Annotated in this window: 19 protein-coding genes, 1 tRNA gene and 1 pseudogene; 12 read left to right on the top strand and 9 right to left on the bottom strand. The window is 37.5% G+C overall.

What is annotated here, in order from left to right:
• Nucleotides 1-158: 158 nt before the first annotated feature.
• The 4 genes from KFO35_RS04265 to KFO35_RS04250 form a co-directional block, all read right to left on the bottom strand.
• The gene (locus KFO35_RS04265; RefSeq protein ID WP_070704618.1) at nucleotides 159-524 is read right to left on the bottom strand and encodes a TIGR02328 family protein; all 366 of its coding nucleotides are present in this window, start codon (nucleotides 522-524) and stop codon (nucleotides 159-161) included.
• Nucleotides 525-601: 77 nt separating this feature from the next.
• Nucleotides 602-847, bottom strand: coding sequence for a helix-turn-helix domain-containing protein (locus KFO35_RS04260; protein ID WP_002306609.1), 246 nt, complete (start codon nucleotides 845-847; stop codon nucleotides 602-604).
• A gap of 69 nt (nucleotides 848-916) precedes the next feature.
• Nucleotides 917-1,171: a hypothetical protein gene (locus KFO35_RS04255; protein ID WP_002314959.1), complete on the bottom strand. Its 255-nt coding sequence runs from the start codon at nucleotides 1,169-1,171 to the stop codon at nucleotides 917-919.
• Between the two features lie 156 nt (nucleotides 1,172-1,327).
• The gene (locus tag KFO35_RS04250; RefSeq protein ID WP_002314960.1) at nucleotides 1,328-1,651 is read right to left on the bottom strand and encodes a hypothetical protein; all 324 of its coding nucleotides are present in this window, start codon (nucleotides 1,649-1,651) and stop codon (nucleotides 1,328-1,330) included.
• 172 nt (nucleotides 1,652-1,823) lie between these two features.
• Between KFO35_RS04250 and KFO35_RS04245 the strand changes: the two genes are divergently transcribed.
• Nucleotides 1,824-1,897 (top strand) — tRNA-Ile (locus KFO35_RS04245).
• Between the two features lie 400 nt (nucleotides 1,898-2,297).
• On the opposite strand, the gene KFO35_RS04240 is transcribed toward KFO35_RS04245, so the two are convergent.
• Both KFO35_RS04240 and KFO35_RS04235 read right to left on the bottom strand, forming a co-directional pair.
• Complete coding sequence (locus tag KFO35_RS04240; RefSeq protein ID WP_156271887.1) at nucleotides 2,298-2,801, bottom strand: cysteine hydrolase family protein; 504 nt, start codon at nucleotides 2,799-2,801, stop codon at nucleotides 2,298-2,300.
• Nucleotides 2,802-2,840: 39 nt separating this feature from the next.
• A complete protein-coding gene (locus tag KFO35_RS04235) occupies nucleotides 2,841-3,650 on the bottom strand; it encodes a Cof-type HAD-IIB family hydrolase (RefSeq protein ID WP_002306615.1) in 810 nt (269 codons plus the stop codon).
• 333 nt (nucleotides 3,651-3,983) lie between these two features.
• Here KFO35_RS04235 and KFO35_RS04230 point away from each other — a divergent pair, with 333 nt between their 5' ends.
• From KFO35_RS04230 to KFO35_RS04190, 9 genes are all read left to right on the top strand, one after another.
• Complete coding sequence (locus KFO35_RS04230) at nucleotides 3,984-4,841, top strand: glycosyltransferase family 8 protein (protein ID WP_002329245.1); 858 nt, start codon at nucleotides 3,984-3,986, stop codon at nucleotides 4,839-4,841.
• The gene (locus tag KFO35_RS04225) at nucleotides 4,834-5,736 is read left to right on the top strand and encodes a glycosyltransferase family 8 protein (RefSeq protein WP_002306618.1); all 903 of its coding nucleotides are present in this window, start codon (nucleotides 4,834-4,836) and stop codon (nucleotides 5,734-5,736) included. The genes KFO35_RS04230 and KFO35_RS04225 overlap by 8 nt, the downstream gene beginning before the upstream one ends.
• 32 nt (nucleotides 5,737-5,768) lie before the next feature.
• Nucleotides 5,769-6,119, top strand: coding sequence for an iron-sulfur cluster biosynthesis family protein (locus KFO35_RS04220; protein WP_002291264.1), 351 nt, complete (start codon nucleotides 5,769-5,771; stop codon nucleotides 6,117-6,119).
• Nucleotides 6,120-6,167: 48 nt separating this feature from the next.
• The gene (locus tag KFO35_RS04215) at nucleotides 6,168-7,091 is read left to right on the top strand and encodes a magnesium transporter CorA family protein (protein ID WP_176747398.1); all 924 of its coding nucleotides are present in this window, start codon (nucleotides 6,168-6,170) and stop codon (nucleotides 7,089-7,091) included.
• 79 nt (nucleotides 7,092-7,170) lie between these two features.
• On the top strand, nucleotides 7,171-8,064 hold the full coding sequence (locus tag KFO35_RS04210) for an SDR family oxidoreductase (protein WP_002306620.1): 894 nt from the start codon (nucleotides 7,171-7,173) through the stop codon (nucleotides 8,062-8,064).
• A 37-nt stretch (nucleotides 8,065-8,101) separates the two neighbouring features.
• Nucleotides 8,102-8,665: an alkaline shock response membrane anchor protein AmaP gene (gene amaP / locus KFO35_RS04205; RefSeq protein ID WP_002306622.1), complete on the top strand. Its 564-nt coding sequence runs from the start codon at nucleotides 8,102-8,104 to the stop codon at nucleotides 8,663-8,665.
• Nucleotides 8,666-8,676: 11 nt separating this feature from the next.
• Nucleotides 8,677-8,865, top strand: a complete 189-nt coding sequence (locus tag KFO35_RS04200; protein ID WP_002291274.1) for a DUF2273 domain-containing protein — start codon at nucleotides 8,677-8,679, stop codon at nucleotides 8,863-8,865.
• 12 nt (nucleotides 8,866-8,877) lie between these two features.
• The gene (locus KFO35_RS04195) at nucleotides 8,878-9,783 is read left to right on the top strand and encodes an Asp23/Gls24 family envelope stress response protein (RefSeq protein ID WP_070704609.1); all 906 of its coding nucleotides are present in this window, start codon (nucleotides 8,878-8,880) and stop codon (nucleotides 9,781-9,783) included.
• Between the two features lie 31 nt (nucleotides 9,784-9,814).
• Nucleotides 9,815-10,057, top strand: a complete 243-nt coding sequence (locus tag KFO35_RS04190; RefSeq protein ID WP_002291278.1) for a GlsB/YeaQ/YmgE family stress response membrane protein — start codon at nucleotides 9,815-9,817, stop codon at nucleotides 10,055-10,057.
• A gap of 287 nt (nucleotides 10,058-10,344) precedes the next feature.
• Here KFO35_RS04190 and KFO35_RS04185 read toward each other — a convergent pair.
• Nucleotides 10,345-10,712 (bottom strand): annotated as a pseudogene (locus KFO35_RS04185) (hypothetical protein).
• A 613-nt stretch (nucleotides 10,713-11,325) separates the two neighbouring features.
• On the opposite strand from KFO35_RS04185, the gene KFO35_RS04180 reads away from it, so the two are divergent.
• Complete coding sequence (locus tag KFO35_RS04180) at nucleotides 11,326-15,795, top strand: LPXTG cell wall anchor domain-containing protein (RefSeq protein ID WP_128492040.1); 4,470 nt, start codon at nucleotides 11,326-11,328, stop codon at nucleotides 15,793-15,795.
• Between the two features lie 168 nt (nucleotides 15,796-15,963).
• The gene (locus KFO35_RS04175) at nucleotides 15,964-17,427 is read left to right on the top strand and encodes an AcpB/EbpR/MafR family transcriptional regulator (protein WP_002306630.1); all 1,464 of its coding nucleotides are present in this window, start codon (nucleotides 15,964-15,966) and stop codon (nucleotides 17,425-17,427) included.
• A gap of 121 nt (nucleotides 17,428-17,548) precedes the next feature.
• Here KFO35_RS04175 and KFO35_RS04170 read toward each other — a convergent pair whose 3' ends face one another.
• Nucleotides 17,549-17,782, bottom strand: coding sequence for a helix-turn-helix domain-containing protein (locus tag KFO35_RS04170; RefSeq protein ID WP_002306632.1), 234 nt, complete (start codon nucleotides 17,780-17,782; stop codon nucleotides 17,549-17,551).
• 8 nt (nucleotides 17,783-17,790) lie between these two features.
• Nucleotides 17,791-18,264, bottom strand: a complete 474-nt coding sequence (locus KFO35_RS04165; RefSeq protein WP_002306633.1) for a DUF2975 domain-containing protein — start codon at nucleotides 18,262-18,264, stop codon at nucleotides 17,791-17,793.
• Between the last annotated feature and the right edge of the window lie 204 nt (nucleotides 18,265-18,468).

Raw genomic sequence — 18,468 nt, 5'->3', positions numbered from 1 at the left:
AAGAGTAGAAGAGTTTTTCACGCTCTAAACATGTGTAAACGGCGGAAGCAGAAGCAACTCCTTCGGAAATAAGCTGAAATTCACAAAGATTTGAAAAGCAATTTTCGTGAATTACCTCTTATTTCTTGGAGTTAAACGCTTCTATCCCAGCCTCTTTTTTAGGTAAGATAAATTCCTTTTTGCTCCAAATTTGCTAAACACTCTGCTAGATACACTACATCATGTTCCGGATAAATCGGAACGCTACGTTCTACAGTAGGCAAATCAAAAAATGCTTCGCATGATTTGCCACGGTACATAGGATCTGTCCATTCAGGTGCTGGGCTGTAGCCACGCTTTTCCATTTCGTCCATGACAAGTTGATGATATTGAAATAATTTATAAGGAGAATAGTGGAAGACATAATCTACAGTAGCGTGTTTCTTTCCCCAACCATTTCCTCTTAACGCACAGCATTCTCGATGTTGTCCTAAAAGCTGCTGACGAGGAAGCTTTGAAATCAATTTTTCATGCCATAAACGCATAGATACATCTCCTTTTTGTACATAGTTTGTTCACTTTAAACATTAAATGAAAAAACCAGCACAATGGCTGGAAAAAATCATTTCAGTTTGCTTGCTGTTTCTGAGCGACCAATCAGGTAGTCAACGGAAATATCGTAAAAGTCGGCGATGTAGATCAATTCAATGATACTTGGAATTTCTTCCCCTTGTTCGTATTTACGATATTTGAATAAAGGAATACTTAACGCGCTAGAAACAGCTACTTGGGATAAAGATCGGCCAGTTCTTAAAAAATTCAGACGACAACGTAAAGTATCCAGTAAAATAGCTTCTTCGATACTCATTTAATCACCTTTCATCATAATAGGATAGTTGTAATGACCATAGAAAGCTACACAAGCAATCAATAGGACTCAATGTTTTTTATTTAAACGTATCAAATAAAGAATGACGATTAATAGAGACAAAACCAACCCTGATAATTCTTCTACAAAAACACTATCAGGTTCAAAGTAGTTGTAATTAAAAACCTTCCACATAAAATAAATAACCGGAAGAGTCAAAACAGCTAAATAAAGCCGTTCTTTGTTCCAAAGCATAAGATAAAAAATAATTGCGATCAGGACGACCGAAGGCAACCAAAACAAAACTCTAACCAACGTAATCATGTAACGGACTCCTCAACGTTTCTTCTAATAAAAGATAACATGTTATTGCATACATCACAAATGAAATGCTAGGAAAATCAAAGAAGAATAGACCGATGAAAAAGCGGAACAGCTCTCTGCTCATACGCGAGAACTGTTCCGCTAAATACAAGTTATCTATCTAGAAAAAATCAATGGATTGATATTTAAGTAATTCAATACATATAAAAAGAGGACGATTGCATTCATTAAAAAGGAAAGAATGATGATCCCGTAACGAATAGAAACATATTTAACAAATATTTCTGTCTGGACACGTGCATATTTTTTTCCTTTGTAGCTGATTATAATGATGAGAAGGAGAAGGGTGATCACACCTTGGAAAATCATTCCAACAAACAGGACTTCTGAACTTTGATGATTGTATTGGAGAAAGTAAGCTGCTGCCGCAACCAAATCGAATAAAATCGCAATAAATGGCAAAATAATCACTCCTAGCATTGAGAATTTTTAAAAGAATAGCATTTCTTCTAAAATAAGCAAGTAAAAAATAGTCAAGTTTCAAGTCAAATAAATAAGAATAAATATATCATATTATTTATATTTTGAAGCTTGTGAGCGTCTATAATTCGTGCTATAGTTAAAAAGTAACTAAAATATATCTCATGATGATGTACCTTTAGCTCAGTTGGTTAGAGCAGACGGCTCATAACCGTCCGGTCGTAGGTTCGAGTCCTACAAGGTACATAAGAGGTTGTGAAATCAGCGTTTTGACCTGAGTATTAGAGAAACAAACGGAAAAATAGTTCCTCATATTTTGCCGTTTGTTAAGCTAATACCGAGAGTCAGCTGATTGAACACCATTTAAGAAAGAGGTCGTGAGCCTACCGTTTAACTCTGAGTCACAAGGAGCAATTTCAAAAAACAGCTTCCCATGTTTGTTGAATATTGTGACTTGTGACTGAGGAGTTGGCAGGAGAACACTGTTTACCAAGGTGTCATGGAAAAGCCAATATACTTTTGTAGAAAAAGCACGTAAGACTGAAAACAGTTCTTCGTGCTTTTTCTTTTTTATTTGCTTGCTATTTGCTTGCTAAATGATAATAGAACTTATATAAAGAATAGACTGTAGCATACGTGTGACTGTCTATTTTTTAGGTTCAATGATCGAAACATTGAAATCTTTCAGAAGTTCCAACGCAGATTCTCCATGTTTTCTACTAGAAGCTAACGTTGGATCAACAAAAAAGTCAGCTTCAGGAAACGCACTCTGCAAGCCTATCAAATTAGAGAGCACACATAAGTTTGTTTCGATCCCAACCACTTCGATCTCTTTTTGTTCTTCTTTGCTTTCAAACAAAGTCTCCTTGATTTCAGCTAAAGTTTCAGGGGGGATCGTAAAGTAATACTTTTTGATCACTCGTTCATTTCCTTGGGGAGAAAGAAGAGGGATCAATTGCAAATCTTCCCGTTCCTCTTCTTTGTCCTTCAGTTCGACTGGAATATCCCGTGTGAATAGAATATATTCCTTGTTTTTGCGTGCTTTAGCTAATTGTTTAGCAATGCGTTCCGCCAATTGGTCTGATTCTGGAATATAAAATTCGCTATTTGGATCAAGAATATGATTTTGCATATCGATAATAACTAACATTTTCTTTCCTCCTACGTTCATGACGTCATTTTTTTATTTTCAATAGAAGTTTTTTAAAATATAAGCAACCCCAGCTTCCTCATTCGTCAGTGTTACTTGGTTTGCAATTTCTTTTACTTGCCGCTGTGCATTCCCCATCGCAATACTCAACCCACTATAATTCAACATAGCAATGTCGTTTTCTTGATCGCCAAAAGCCATGATATCACTCGACTCGATTCCAAGGTAATCCGCCAAAAAAACAAGTGAATGAGCTTTAGTGATACCTGTAGGCGTGATTTCTAAGAAATGCGGATCAGAGAATACTGAATTGATGCCGTCTGCTTGCAGATCTCTTTGTAACTTCTGTAGTTTTTCTTCACTCTTATCTGTTAACGCTAATTTAAGATAGCTAAGAGAAGGATCTTCTAACATACTTAAAATTTGATCAAAAGAATGATTCTGCAGATTGAAATGTTCATAATAGGGGTCGTCTTTGACAAGATTTGACTCATCGAATGTCAGCTGATCATCTTGGGTTTCTCGGCTGGCAATAATTGAGATTTTTGCTTCTTGAGCATAGAAGAAGGCTTTTTTCAGAGTATCGATATCTATTTTCGAACGTCTGAGAACCTTTGCCATCTTTCCATCCTTCATTTCAGCAATCAGCGAACCATTGGAAGAAATCAAATAGCCGCCGATCCCTAATTCGGAAAAAATATCTTTAGCAGAAATGCTGTTCCTTCCTGTAGCTACTGTTACGATTCCGCCATTTTCATCAAATTTCCGAAGTGCCTGGATATTTTCTTCTGGTATCTTTCCATTTCGATCAAGCAAGGTACCGTCTAAATCAATCGCTGCTAGTTTCATTTTATCTTCCTACTTTCTTTTTGCATATCTATTTTCCTGTTACCTTAAGATTAAATGAGAAATTAAAAAAATGAAACTAACTTGCTTTGCCGTTATGAATTTTTTCAAAAAACATTCTTAAGAAAAAGGTGGCTATATATAGTAGTTTTTGGTCAATACCTTTGAATAAAAAGCCATGAAAAACGAATAGTTAGCGCTTACCAATGCGTTTTGTAATAAAAAAATTTTAAAATATTCAATGAAAACAAAGCATATATTTTGCTTTAAAGCCAAATGAGGAATATTCTAGATGTAGAACAGGTTAGAAAAAGATTAGAAAAAGGAGTGATTTTGATGGAGAAGAGATACGGCGTAGTTCCTGTGGTGACTGCTTCAGACGAAAATTATGCTCCTTACTTGAGCGTGATGATCGCAACTGCATTAGAAAATTGCAATAAAGCAAGACGCATAAAATTTTATGTGATTGACGATGGTCTATCAGAATATAGTAAACAAGGATTGGAAGAAACGGTAAATAAATATTCAAGTAATGCAAGTATCCAATTCCTGACAGTGGAAAAAGATATCTACGAAGACTTCCTAGTCAGCGACCATATCACAACTACCGCTTACTTAAGAATTTCTTTACCCAACTTATTAGCTAAAGAGGATTATAAGAAAGTCCTTTACTTAGATTCAGATGTGTTAGTGCTAGACGATATCGTAAAACTATATGATGAACCATTAAATGGAAAAACGATCGGCGCCATTATCGATCCAGGACAAGTGAAAGCATTGGAAAGATTAGGAATAGATTCCGATGACTTGTACTTCAATTCAGGGGTGATGGTGATTGACATCGATCAATGGAATAAAAAAGAAATTACAGAAAAAACTATCCATTATTTAAGTGAAAATGGTGATCGAATCATTTATCACGATCAAGATGCTTTGAATGCTGTCCTTTATGAAGATTGGGAACAACTTCATCCAAAATGGAACATGCAGACTTCTTTGATTTTTGAACGACACCCAGCACCAAATGAAAAATATGAACGTCTGTATAAAGAAGGAAATGAAAAACCTTCAATCGTTCATTTTACAGGACATGATAAACCTTGGAATACTTTGAAAGATCATCCGTATACCAATTTATACTTAAAAAAATTAGCACACAGTACTCTAACGAAAGTAGGCGAGATCAATGAATAAAAAAGAAATAGCAGTAGTCGCAAGTTGTAACACAAAATTCGTACCGCATTTAGCTGCGTTATTTGTCTCAGTATTAGATAATTGCAACCCGTCTAAATTTGTTCGGTTCTATGTGATTGACGACGATATCGATTTTGAAAGCAAACAGCTTTTACGTTTCTCAGTGAAAAATGCACGAATGAATTCAGATGTAGAATTTTTGAAAATTAATAAAGAATTCTTTACAAATGTAGTAATCAGCGATCGTATTCCAGAAACAGCTTATTACCGCATAGCGATTCCGGAATTGTTCCGCGGCACGGAAGTTGAACGTATCTTATATATGGATTGCGACATGATTGCTTTACAAGATATCTCTAAATTATGGCGTCTTGACTTCGGTGATTCAATCGTAGCAGCTGTTGAAGACGCTGGGTTCCATCAACGATTAGAAAAAATGGAGATTCCAGCTAAATCAATGCGTTACTTCAACTCAGGATTGATGCTGATCAATGTAAAAAAATGGTTAGATGAAAATATTACGCAAAAAGTATTAGACTTCATCGAACATAATCCAGAAAAATTAAGGTTCCATGACCAAGATGCATTAAATGCAATCTTACATGATCGTTGGCTTCCGCTTCATCCGCGTTGGAATGCACAAGGCTATATCATGGCTAAAGCAAAGAAACATCCAACAGCAGCAGGTGAACGTGAATACGAAGAAACACGCAACAATCCTTACATTATCCATTTCTCAGGACATGTGAAACCTTGGAGCAAAGATTTTGAAGGACCAACGAAGAAATATTACGAAAAATATGCAGGGATGACGGCGTTCCGTTGTGTGGCTAAATTCCCTAAATATCCAAAATATGCAAAAATTCAACAAAAAACAGACGTAGTTGTTAAATAATACAAGACTACAACTGAACAGGGGGAGTAGGAATGGAAATTACACTGTCTAAAAATGCAGTAGAGACGTTAATCGAAAAAGTGGGGGAAAATACAAAAATTGCACTCGCTCTCATCAATGATTCCGATCCATTTTTAAGGGATAAAGGTGCTTTTGCAAAAGGCAGCTTTTTCCAAATCATTCCTTTTGTTTCGGAATTTGGAGAGTATGCAACAAAAATCGAGCATCCTTTACTGGAGATCTATACATCTAAAGTAGAACAAAGTTATTTCGGTAAACGACTAAACATGGACTTTAATAAACAGCTTGACAGCTTCTCATTAGAAAATGAAAGTGCAGTACTCGATTATAATATCAAATTAAAGAACTGCTTCTTCAGCTAATCGTTTTTGAAAAGTCCAGAAAGGAGGTATACATTGAGATACTACTTTGTGGATGATGAAAAGAAAGTCACAGAAACAGATGAAAACAAATACAATTGGCTTATTCTCGATAATAAAAAGCCAGAAGAGATCCAGCAGGCAATCAAAGAATTTGAGCTTCCAGATGATATTTTCGTAGGCACGGAATATCCGGAAGAAGTTTCTCGGATGGAGCGCCTTTATGAGACCAAATTAGCGCATCCATTTTCTTTGGTTGTGATCAATCTGGATCAGTCAGATAATCGTATCGAAAAAAAATTGACACCGATATCTTTTGTACTTTCCGATAATCTCTTGATTACATGTATTGATAGAAAGACCGAGTTCGTGGATCGCTTGCTGACAAAGCATGGAGATCATTTAAACTCGTTTGAAAAGATCATCACGTATACATTACTGGATATTTATACCCATTACGTGAAAGAACTAAGAGAAATGAAGCATAGAATTGACGCTTTGGATAGAGCAGCTCGTAAAACGACGGAGAATGAGGAACTGTATAAACAGGCAGATCTTGAAAGAGACATTGTGTATATCGATCATACCTTAAGAGATCAGCGGAAAACGATGAATCAATTATGGAATTCTGAAACGTTTATCAAACGTTTAGACGATGAACAATTGCTTTATGATGTCCATTTGAGGCAGCGCCAAACAGAAAAAATGATCGAGATCTATCGAGACTTATTGGAGAGTATTGGTGATTTATTCAATGGGATGATGGACAATAATCTAAACCACATCATGAAATATCTAGATTCAGCTGCACTAATCATCTCCGTTCCGGCGTTGTTTGCAGGGATTTGGGGAATGAATACAGGAGGGTTGCCGGGTAAAAGCTCTGCTTTAGGATTTATCCTCGTAGTATTCGGCTCTTTGATAGCAGCGGCGGTTTTAGGCTACCATCTATATCGAAAAGATTATACAAATTAAACAAACTATTTAAAACAGGTATCAAACAAAGAAATTTGTTTTGGCAATACAATTTAGAAAAACTAGGAGGAATACAGCAATGACAGAACCAAAATTAATCGATCCGCGAAATCTGTACCATACGGAGAAATTTCCTAAGCAAGATCAGGATACGCCAGCTTTACAACAGAACATGATTCCTGTTCCTGATTGCGGAGAAGAATCCTATGAGGGCAGTAATCAGCTGGAAAACCGACGTGTACTCATCACTGGTGGCGATTCAGGGATCGGTCGTGCAGCAGCGATTGCATTTGCTAGAGAAGGTGCAGACATCGCTCTTCAATTCTTCCCAGGAGAAGAAAAAGATGCAGAAGAAGTAGCTAAATACGTCAAAGATGCAGGACGTAAAATCGTCTTACTACCATTTGATCTTCGTGATGAACAAGCACCTAAAGAAATCATTGAAAAAGCAGTAAGTGAGCTTGGTGGGCTAGATACGATGGTATTGAATGCAGGACAGCAAATTTCTTGCCAGTCCATTGTTGAACTGCCACTTGAACAAATCAAAGACACATTCATGGTCAACATCATCGCTATGTTTGCTTTAGTGAAAGAAGCAGTTCCGCATATCCCAGCAGGAGGAGCGATTGTTACAACAACATCTGTCCAAGCCTTCAATCCAAGTGAACATTTATTGGATTATGCAGCAACAAAAGCTTCAATCGCTAACTTTACGATTGGCTTAGCAAAACAACTTGCTCCTAAGGGAATCCGTGTAAATGGCGTAGCACCTGGTCCAATCTGGACACCGCTGCAACTAGACGAAGGCCAGCCTTCTGATTCAATTCCTGAATTTGGTCAGCAAAGTTTACTAGAACGTGCAGGTCAGCCAGGAGAATTAGCACCGGTCTATGTCTTCTTAGCATCGAATAAAGCAAGTTATGTCACAGCTCAAATCTACGGAGTAACTGGTGGAGAAGCGATCAACTTATAAAAAGTTGATCGTTTCACCCCTATGAGGAGGTGCGAAAATGAATAAAGGAGTAAAAACGCTTGGAGTGATCGGAACGTTACTTTTGCTATCTATACTTTTGTTTGCGATACTATTAAGTGCAGCCTATCCACTGCCTTTTCAATTAGAGAAGTTTCGATTCTTTTCCATCACTAATTCATATGTGCAACAATATGTATTCTGGCTTGCTGTTGCATTTGCTATTTTGACGATTATCACGTTGCTTGTTTTCTTGTTTTATCCAAAAACGATCGGAACCTTTTTACTGAAACATGGTGATGGGGAGTTGACGTTGGATAAAAAAGCAATCGAAGGAATGGTTCGTTCTCACTTGCATGAAGATGAATTTATCCATTCACCAAAAGTAAATGTCAAAGCAACGAAAAACAAGATCGCCGTCAATGTAAAAGGGGAGTTGAAACGCACTTCAGCACTCATTGGTAAAACGGGAACATTGATGAAAGAAATCGAAAACGAAGTACAACACATATTAGGCACAAAAGAGTCAGTGAAAGTATCCGTGAAATACACAGGCTTTGAAGAACCAGCTAAACAAAGTAATGACCGCAAACGAGTAGAATAGGGGGGACCAAAATGAAAGAACTATTTTCGACATACAAGCTCCCTATCATCTTTGGGGTACTTGGGTTGATATTAGCCGTTTTATGGATAACCGTCGGCTTTTTCAAGACTTTATTGATCTTGATCATGGCCGCTATCGGTGTCGCTATCGGTTTTTATTTGAAACAAACGAAAATCTTAGATCACTATTTTAAATCTTAGGAGGAAACATCCATGAATAACAATAACAAAAATAATAATAACAATAAAATGAACAACCAAAAACCAGTGTCTGCACATCCAGACCCAACGACACCAAACCAATCAAATGGTGTGAACGATGAAAAGAATAAAACAGCACCAGTATCTGCACATCCAGATCCAGTCGTGCCAAATGTTCAACAAGGTGTAGAAGAAAAGAAACATGACGCAGAAAAACATGCGCCTCATCATCCCGGCTCTCCAGAATCTAAAGTTCCAGAACAACATGATGCAATCGATCCTTCTAAACCATTAGAGGAACAAAAGCACCCTTCTGATCATGCGAAAGCACAAGAAAAACTTGGTTCTGAACACTCAAATGGACAAGAAAAATTTAGTTCACAACATACAAATGACCAAGAAAACCATGGCTCTGAGCAGGAAGATTCGATGCGCGGTGAGTTGAATTATGAAGACAAAGTGGTGCAAAAAATCATTGGAATCGCAATTGAACAAGTAGACGGTTTATTATCTGCAAACGGTGGTTTCTTCTCTAATGTGGCAGGAAAACTTGTGAATACAGATAATGTAACGGCTGGGATCGAAACAGAAGTCGGTAAAAAACAAGTAGCAGTTGACATGGATATCATTGTGGAATATGGCAAAGATATCGAAAAAATCTTTGAAGAAATGCAAGAAGTAATCGGCAAAGAAGTAAAAAATATGACACACTTAGACGTCATCGAAGTTAACGCTAACGTAGTGGACATCAAAACAAAAGAAGAATTTGAAAAAGATCAAGAAACAGTGCAAGACAAAGTAACTGACGCAGCGAAAAAAACCGGTGAATTTGCTTCTAATCAAACAGATAAAGTAAAATCAGCAGCTGGAAGCGGCGTTGAAAAAGTAAAAGAAAATACAGAGCCACGCGTTCAGTAATAAGGAAGCAAAACATTAGGAGGAACGAAACATGGGATTTATTTGGTCACTTATCGTCGGAGGAATTATCGGAGCAATTGCAGGAGCAATCACGAATAAAGGTTCTTCTATGGGGATTATTGCAAATGTCGTAGCAGGTTTAGTTGGATCAGCACTTGGCCAAGCATTATTAGGTTCTTGGGGACCAAGTATTGCAGGAATGGCAATCGTACCATCATTGATTGGTGCCATCATTTTAGTACTGATTGTCTCATTTTTTGCTAGAAAACTGTAAAAAGACTTTTAATAAAAAGGTCGTGAAAAAGCTGTTCTGCATCAAGTAATAAGAACAACCAAACAAAAATAGCTTTTCATATTTTTCGTTTGGTTGGGCTTATTATCGAAGATGCAAGCTTTTTATTCGAAATAAGGGGCTGTGACAAGATTTTGTCATAGCCCCTTGTTTGTGTGGGTAAATTCCCAATTAGATTTTTAAAAGTTTTTTAAAGAAAAACCAGTATGTTGACCAGTTTTTCCTTAATTGTGTCTTTATTGATACAGAGAAGCTTTCTCCACCTTTTTTTAATAAAACAATGTCTCCCTAAATTTTCTTGAGAGAGGGAAGGTGAACATACAAAATAGTACGACCACTTGAAAGACCCAGATGATCCACAAATGAATCGTATGATACTGATGAAGTAAAAAGCAATGGATCAGAAACTCAAAGAGATTGAAAAAGACAAGGAAGAAATAATATCTCTTTTTTACTCTTGTCTGTTTTAGCCAATAATAGCTCATAAAGTAATCTAGACAAATAGAAGTAAACAAAGTTTCGTAAGAGCAGTAATCGCATCATGTTGCTCAGCTAGACGATTGACGAGCAGAAAGAATGTTGGTAATGGAATATAGATCACGAGTAATGAAAGAAAAAAGTAAACGATGAATGGCATACTATTTCTCCTAATTGTGTGAATTCGTCCTCATTTTAAAATAACGATATTTGTTTGTGAAGCTTTTTCGTGTCGTAACAAATGTTATCTAATGTATTTTTAAATAAATAATCATTATTATATCAAATTAACGTTAAAAAGAAAAATGAGTAGTGGATCGTTGTTATTCGAAACATTCTGTCAAAAACTCCATATTAAATGGTAAAAAGTGGCATTACATAATAGAAAGAACCCCTTTACAGTATAAATGTGGGAGTTTGCTCCCGCATAAAAACAAAAAGAAAGGAGTGGGAGACACCCAGTTACGATTATTGGGGAGAGAACTACATATTCAAAGATCGTAAGAAGGGGAACAGAAGCAATTCACGTACAATGCTGACCGTCAAGTTTGTCACAACAAATGATCGTTAGGTGTTTAGCAAAATCAATACTATTTGATCGATCAGACTTGTGTCAATTGAGCAAAAGCTACGGAGGTTAGAAACAGACAAAACTATTTTTACACTATTTATTTATGTTTAAAACAAGAGAAAATAGCATACCTTCTTTGCTGACGGTTTAAAACAGATCGTTTTTGATCTGTATAGGAAAAATAAAGGAGGTAAAACGTTCATTGAAAAAAATAAAAAAGCTATTAACTAGTACACTATCTTTGGGACTGGTTCTAGGGAATATGGGCGGTACCGTAGTAGAAGCCGCCTCTGCCTTACATTCGATCGACTTACCAGTATTAAGGCAATTGCGCCCTCATGAAGAAAAAGAACAGGAAGAAACGAATGAAGAGGAAAACAAACCACGAGCATCTACCTTGCCACGATTACCCATAGAAACACAAGAAAAAGAAGAGTTACGAATGGAGAATGTCCTTCAGGAGTCACGACTAGCTAGATGGTCACGTGAAGAAATAGAAAAAGAAGCATTTAATTTTGCTGCACGTTTGACCGAATATAGGTTGAATGAGGCAATGAAAAAACATAATCATTCTTTTGTAAATGGGGAAATGATAGAAATTCATTTTGTACCAACTGTTGACGACATATTTAATACGCCCGAAGGTATTCGTCCCAGTTTTCCTTCTAATGCGCTTCATAACAATACAGTGGTTATCTGGCCCAATGGGGGTGTAACTATTGATAATTCTATTTCTTATACAGAAAGTGGGAATTGGAGATATGAATTGTCAACCCGTGGTGGCGCTAATGCAACTCAATCAATGACTCTAACTAGAATAGGAAATCAACAAAATTTAGGCACAGAAACTATGGGAATATGGATAGGCCTTTGGCTAAGTTTTAACAGCTCCGGCGCAGACTACGCAGAATCCGTAAAAACAATAAACTTCCTTTCTGCAGCACAAGCTATGGGAGACATCAAAGTCGAAGCAAAAACAGGTCCGCATTCTTTATGGGAAAATGATGCCCTTCCTGATCCTTCTGATTATGTGACGATTGATCGTAGTAATGTCAAATGGGATCTGAAGACAGAATGGGAAACTCCGCCTAGAATGGATATAGTAGGTACTCAAAATACTAGAATTAAAGTAACCGAAGATACTTCTGGCAGAACGACTACTGTAACTGTGCCGATCACGGTTCAGGATAGAGCACTACAAATCACTGGAAAGGCTGGTCCGCATTCCATTTACGTGAGCGAAGCAATCCCTAATCCTGCTGACTACTTTGAAGTGAGAGACCCTCTTGGACAGACCCATCAGTTAGAGTGGCTCGATGCTGATACGAGCTCAGTTGGTACGAAAACGTGGCGGGCAAAAGCAACGGCTGCTGATGGACGTGAAGCTACTGGTTCGATCACGATGGATATTCTTCCTCAACCAGAGTTAGAACTAAAATTGAAGGATGTAGAAGATCGACATCTCGGTGGAAATTATCCTGCACTTTCCTCTTCATTCCGTGAATATATCCAAGAAGCGACGATGGAAGGGCAAAGGCTTAATACAGCTGACTTAGAGTTTGTCGCCGCTGAATCAACAGAGCCAGATTCTTCTATCGTAGGAGAACAGGCGCTCAAACTGACTGTTCAAACGAGACACCCTGTTACAGGTCGAATGATCAAAGGAACAGCTGAAACAACAGTCAATATTCGTTGGGGCGACACGTTCTTATTGAAAGCCCATGATGGACGATCAGCTGGAGCATACGCTTTCCAGTTGAGGAATGGGAATAATGCTCGAATCGTGGCAACTCGAGGATTAGATTCTCCTCTCGATGAACGGATTGGTCTTGAAGATTCGTTGTATTACTCTATTGAGGTGCTACGAAATGACCGACAAGCTTATTACCATGAGGTGCCGGGGAGAGCTACTCTACAGCAAGTGATCACGACATTCGGAAATGGATACCTTGATGTACAGTTGGGCGATATCATCAATATTCACCATCCACAAAAGAGTGCAGGAAGCTCAGTCTTGATGGTAGAAGAAGAAGAACAGGACTTCACTTACGGAACAGATAACGCCTATTATCGTGTCACAGCTTTCGGATTTGAACCACTTCCTGTACTCCCTGATCCGGCGATCCAACTGAAATTGAAGCCAATGGAAGAACGTACATTAGGAGAAACTTCTGCGTCACTGGCAAGTACGTTTAAAAATTATATCGAAGAAGCCACTTTTGAAGGGGAATCAGTTGCGATCGAGGATTTAGAATTCGTCGCAGCAGAATCGACAGAGCCGACGAATACGATTGCTGGCAAACAAGATATTCGGATCACGGTACAAGCGAAACACCCGATTTCTGGGGAGACGATCAAAGGAACAGCCGAAACATCGGTCAATTATCTTTGGGGAGATACATTCATGATCAAGTCAAGCGAAGGTGGCTCAGCAGGAGCTTATTCCTTACATCTAAGAAGTGGGAATGCAGCTAGATTAACCGTTACCAGTGGGTTGCCTTCAGCATTAGATGAACGGGTCGGTACGGAAGAATCGATGCACGCCTTGTATTATTCTTTGGAAGTCTTGAGAAACAATCAGTCAATCTACAATTATGAGGTACTTGGTAGAGGAACTCTGCGGCAAGTGATCAATAACTTTGGGAACGGGAATGGCTACTATGATGTACGATTGGATGATGTAATCAAGATCTATCACCCACAGAGATCACCGAACAGCTCAGTTGTCATGATCGATGAAGAAGAACGGGATTTCACTTATGATTCCGAATATGCTTATTACAGAGTGACTGCATTCGGACTAGAACCGATTCCAGTGATGGAAGCAGAAGGGACTTCGCAAACATTCTCTTTGAGGGAGGACGTCAGCACATTAGATGTCAAAGAACTAGTCAAAGATGTCACGATCAATCATCAAAGTATCTCAGAAGATCGTTACACGATCGAACAAGTGTCAGAGATTGACACAAGTACAACTGGAAAACGAACGACAAAAGTAAAGATTACGATGAATGATGGGTTAGCTGAAACCGAAATCGAAGTGCCTTATGAAGTACAGTGGGGAAGTACATTCGTTCTTCGAGGACTGGAAGAAATGACCGTCGGCGCGTTTAGTTTATTAAAAGAAGGCGATCAGTTAGCAATCCATGCTTCTCCTGGTTCAAGCAACACGGACTTGAATCGTCCAGTGAACAATCCGTTCGGCAGAGGAATCTATTATGCCATCGAAGTGCTTGAAAATGACACGCGAAAATACAACTATGAAGTAACAGGGAATACCTTGATCCGTCAAGCAGTAAACGGCTTCAACAACGGGCAGCCGTTAGCAGTCAATGTAGGAGATACCATCAAAGTCTATCACGCGGAGACACAAGGAAGAAATCTTCTGATGATGGATGAAATGGTCAGAGATTACACAGGTGGTTCTAATTATGCCTATTACAGAGTAACGGAAGAAGGATTCGAGCCATTTACAGATATCAAGGCTGATCCGATTTCACAAGAACTGCTGTTAGGACATGAGACGAATACAGTGAATCCGGCAGAATTGATCCAAAATGTGACATTCAACGGACGTCCGCTAACGAGTGATCTTTATACGGTGGAACAATTGTCTAACTTCGATACGACAACAGTGGGAGAAAAAGGGGTTCGTGTGAGAGTAAGCACGACTGATGGTACTGGGTTCACAGAAGTGAAGATCCCTTATGTAGTGAAATGGGGAAGTACGATCCGAGTCAAAAACAATGACGGCGCAACGATTGGCGCATTCAGTCTAATTAAACAGACAAATCCGAACAATCAGAATACTCAAATGATGATCCGAGCATCTCAAGGTGTGGCAAATACAGAGTTGTCCAAAGTAGTGCATGATTATTCCGATCGCTCGATTTATTATCAATTCGATGTGATGAACAAAGATAATACCACTAGCAGATTCACATATGATGTAACAGGAAACCGAACGATCGAACAAGCATTGTCTCGATTCAATAGTGGACAGCCATTGAATGTCAACATAGGAGACATTGTCAGGATCTATCATACGAAAGAGTTTAGACGAAATATGTTGATGGAAGATGAGCAGGAGAAGAACTTCACTTACGGTTCTCAATATGCTTATTATGAAGTCACAGAATATGGGTTCGAACCAAGCGGGAAAATTGATGTAGAAGCTAATAAAGTAGAAATCCCACGAGGTGCAACGGATCTCGATCTTAAATCATTTATCAAAAATGTAAAAGTAAATGACAAGGTCATTCCAGAAAATCTTTATACAGTCTCTTTAAATTCTGAAATCGACACATCGACTCCTGGTCGGAACAATGTCGCAGTCAACGTGACGACTGACAGTTCTTATGGCGGTTTTTCAACAGAATTGAATATGCCGTATGAAGTACGTGATCACACGACGGAATCCAGTACGAATGAATCACAAAATAATAACACGAATAATGATGGAACAAGCGGCAGTACGGAACGAAATGAAGGAACGACACCAAGCATCCAAGATGATCCAACAACAAGTGCAGATAATGAATCTTCACTGAATATGCCACAAACCAATGCAACTAGGAATACTGCATGGACGTTGATTGGTATCGCGTTAGTAGCAGGCATAGGGACGATTGTTATGAGAAGAAAAGCAAAAGAGAAAGTTGAAAATCAATAACCGTTTTTTGCTTAAGTAAGAAAAAATAGTTTTCAAAGTTCCTATTCCTAAAACAGATAAACGATATAATATAATTAAAGGCACTCAATAAGGGAAACCGACATTGAGTGCTTTTACATTTATCTATCAGGATGTATCAAAAGAATTTTGTTAGAAAGGGGTGGAAACATGTTGAATCTTCTCTCAAAAAAATTACAACGTCAGTTGAATCTGTTAGAAATACTATTCGAGGAGGAACGTTGCCGTCTTAGTCAATTGGAAAAAAGATTGGCAAGTTCTGGAAAAACATTGCGGAACGATTTTATAGAAATCAATACATATTCTTCCGATATCCAAATCGTCACTGATCGGGATGCTGGTGTGACAGCTATATTTTCACCTGCCTTCACAAAAGATCATATTTATCAGATCGTGATCTCCCAATCTACTGAATATAAATATTTAGAAACCATACTGCTACATCCAAAAGAGAATTATTTAGAATTAGCAGAGTATCTGTTTATTTCAGAAAGTACATTGCGAAGAATCGTAAAGAAAACCCAATCAAAATTAAAAAAATACGATTTGAGGATCAAAGGGTTGACTCGGATTGTCGGAGAGGGTCAGGTGATCGACGGTCTTACAGCTCGTTTGCTGATGGAAAAGTATCCTTCTCCTGCTAGTATTTTTAATCGTTCTTTTAGCGAAGCAATTTATGACGTGGTTATCCTATTTTTAAAAGAAAATCAGCTGTATGAGGTAGCAAAAAATGATCCGAAAACCTTATGTTTTTTACATTTTTTTATTGCTTGTCGTATACAACGATTCAACAAAAATAAAATGGAAATGGAGCAAAAGAAAATCAGCTGTTTCACCTTTTCATTCTTGGAGAAAAATCACTTGAGCCATTTTTCTTTGCCATGGGAAGAAAAAATCTGGCAGTGGATATTTGATACAGAAGTCATCCATACTGCTTTGAAAATAAGAAATGCAAGCGAGCAAAGAAAGTATCATTTTTGTATCAGTAATTGTTTAATGACATGGATGGATTGCTTGGAAAAAAAATATCAGTTGGAATGTGAGAACAAAGATCTGATCGTTCAACGATGTAAAGAGATACTGACACAACCACGATTTCCAGAATATATCCTAAATGATCCAAGCCAGACAACGATAGTCGATCCGCCGATTTTAGCCTGTTTATATGAAGAACTGAAGGGCAGGATGGTTGATGACTGCAGAGAAAAAGGATACGTCATCCCTGAACTCGATTCATTTGTTCGCCATGCTATCTTAGAAATTCTTTTCGACTGGCCGTTATTGCTATCATACATTGAAGGGAAAGAAAATAAATTAAAAGCAGTGATAGTCATAAATACAAGAAAAAAACAGGCGGATTACATAGCAAAAAGATTGCAAAAAAAATTGGGAGACTATTATCAATTTAGTGTCATGCCAAACTTTAATCAGAAAGAAAAGAAATCATATCATCTAGATATCGACTGTATTATTACAAATGTAATGATTGATGATGAGACAAACATTCCGGTCTTCGGTATTTCTCTATTTCCAAATCAACGTGAGATCCAAAATCTTCTCCATTTTTATCAGGAGAAGTACCAAGTAGTAGAAGAAAAGTCTCTCTACGTGTAAATACGTATCTATAGACAACAGGATATTCCATCAAAATAAAATATCTGAGTAATAGATGTAATGACCGCTAAAGTTCTCGTACATCTATTATTCAGATTATTTTTTTACTGATTGTTATGTTTTATATTCCTTTTTTTGGTATAGGATCGGGGTCTTTTTGGTAACTTAATAAATCCCCCGGTTGACACTCTAATACTTCACAGATTTTTTCGAGGGTAGAAAAACGGATAGCTTTTGCTTTTCCGGTTTTTAGAATAGAGATATTTGCCATCGTAATACCCACTTTTTCACTCAATTCTGTTACACTCATCTTTTTTTGAGCCAATACTACATCTAGATTAACGATAATAGCCATGTCGCACCTCACACTGTCAAATCATGATCTGTCTTAAGTAAAATCGCGTGTTCGAGCAGATTTTCCAACACGCTTGTCAAAGTATATACGGCAAAAGGAATGAATACGACAGCAATTCCTACCAACATCAAACCAGGAGCATCATCTAAATCAGCCACTTTCAAAAATTTAGGAAGCAAGCCGAAAAAGGCGAAGCCAATAATCAAAATCGTTCGTTCGATTTTTTTGAGAATGTCCAAGCTTTGATTGGAAAAGGCCTGGTTTTCTTCGATTTGTTTCAACAGTCTCAATAAGAAATAAGCAATAATAATCCCTAAGAGAAGGGCGAAGTAGATGACAGAAACGAATAAAGTCGTCTGCCAATCAAAAGTGAATCCTTTTTCGCTTGTAGCAATCTGAGTATAAAAAAGTATACCGAATAAAATAAATACGGCACTTATACCTAAAACAACAAACTTTAATAATAATGTTTTTAATTTCATTTTTATCCCTCTTTTATCTTTGATAGCTAAAATATAGCAGGATAATTATTGAAAAGCAATTAATTTTTATCGAAAAACAATAAATTTTTGTCTTTTTTAGCAAATGTGGTTTTATAGTATTTGAGAGTTTTAATTGAAGTTAGCCTTTGATTCTTTTTGATTTATAAGGAAACTTTTAAATATGTTATTTACAAATAGTTAGTA

Source organism: Enterococcus lactis (assembly GCF_015751045.1).
GTDB classification, from domain to species: Bacteria; Bacillota; Bacilli; order Lactobacillales; family Enterococcaceae; genus Enterococcus_B; species Enterococcus_B lactis.
Note: the sequence above shows the minus strand (reverse complement) of the source record. Positions and strands in the feature narration are given on the sequence as shown.

Excerpts from the sequence above, each read along its gene's own strand:
- KFO35_RS04265 (WP_070704618.1), bottom strand. The coding sequence starts at position 524 with ATGCGTTTATGGCATGAAAAATTGATTTCAAAGCTTCCTCGTCAGCAG.
- KFO35_RS04260 (WP_002306609.1), bottom strand. The coding sequence starts at position 847 with ATGAGTATCGAAGAAGCTATTTTACTGGATACTTTACGTTGTCGTCTG.
- KFO35_RS04255 (WP_002314959.1), bottom strand. The coding sequence starts at position 1,171 with ATGATTACGTTGGTTAGAGTTTTGTTTTGGTTGCCTTCGGTCGTCCTG.
- KFO35_RS04250 (WP_002314960.1), bottom strand. The coding sequence starts at position 1,651 with ATGCTAGGAGTGATTATTTTGCCATTTATTGCGATTTTATTCGATTTG.
- KFO35_RS04240 (WP_156271887.1), bottom strand. The coding sequence starts at position 2,801 with ATGTTAGTTATTATCGATATGCAAAATCATATTCTTGATCCAAATAGC.
- KFO35_RS04235 (WP_002306615.1), bottom strand. The coding sequence starts at position 3,650 with ATGAAACTAGCAGCGATTGATTTAGACGGTACCTTGCTTGATCGAAAT.
- KFO35_RS04230 (WP_002329245.1), top strand. The coding sequence starts at position 3,984 with ATGGAGAAGAGATACGGCGTAGTTCCTGTGGTGACTGCTTCAGACGAA.
- KFO35_RS04225 (WP_002306618.1), top strand. The coding sequence starts at position 4,834 with ATGAATAAAAAAGAAATAGCAGTAGTCGCAAGTTGTAACACAAAATTC.
- KFO35_RS04220 (WP_002291264.1), top strand. The coding sequence starts at position 5,769 with ATGGAAATTACACTGTCTAAAAATGCAGTAGAGACGTTAATCGAAAAA.
- KFO35_RS04210 (WP_002306620.1), top strand. The coding sequence starts at position 7,171 with ATGACAGAACCAAAATTAATCGATCCGCGAAATCTGTACCATACGGAG.
- amaP (WP_002306622.1), top strand. The coding sequence starts at position 8,102 with ATGAATAAAGGAGTAAAAACGCTTGGAGTGATCGGAACGTTACTTTTG.
- KFO35_RS04200 (WP_002291274.1), top strand. The coding sequence starts at position 8,677 with ATGAAAGAACTATTTTCGACATACAAGCTCCCTATCATCTTTGGGGTA.
- KFO35_RS04195 (WP_070704609.1), top strand. The coding sequence starts at position 8,878 with ATGAATAACAATAACAAAAATAATAATAACAATAAAATGAACAACCAA.
- KFO35_RS04190 (WP_002291278.1), top strand. The coding sequence starts at position 9,815 with ATGGGATTTATTTGGTCACTTATCGTCGGAGGAATTATCGGAGCAATT.
- KFO35_RS04175 (WP_002306630.1), top strand. The coding sequence starts at position 15,964 with ATGTTGAATCTTCTCTCAAAAAAATTACAACGTCAGTTGAATCTGTTA.
- KFO35_RS04170 (WP_002306632.1), bottom strand. The coding sequence starts at position 17,782 with ATGGCTATTATCGTTAATCTAGATGTAGTATTGGCTCAAAAAAAGATG.
- KFO35_RS04165 (WP_002306633.1), bottom strand. The coding sequence starts at position 18,264 with ATGAAATTAAAAACATTATTATTAAAGTTTGTTGTTTTAGGTATAAGT.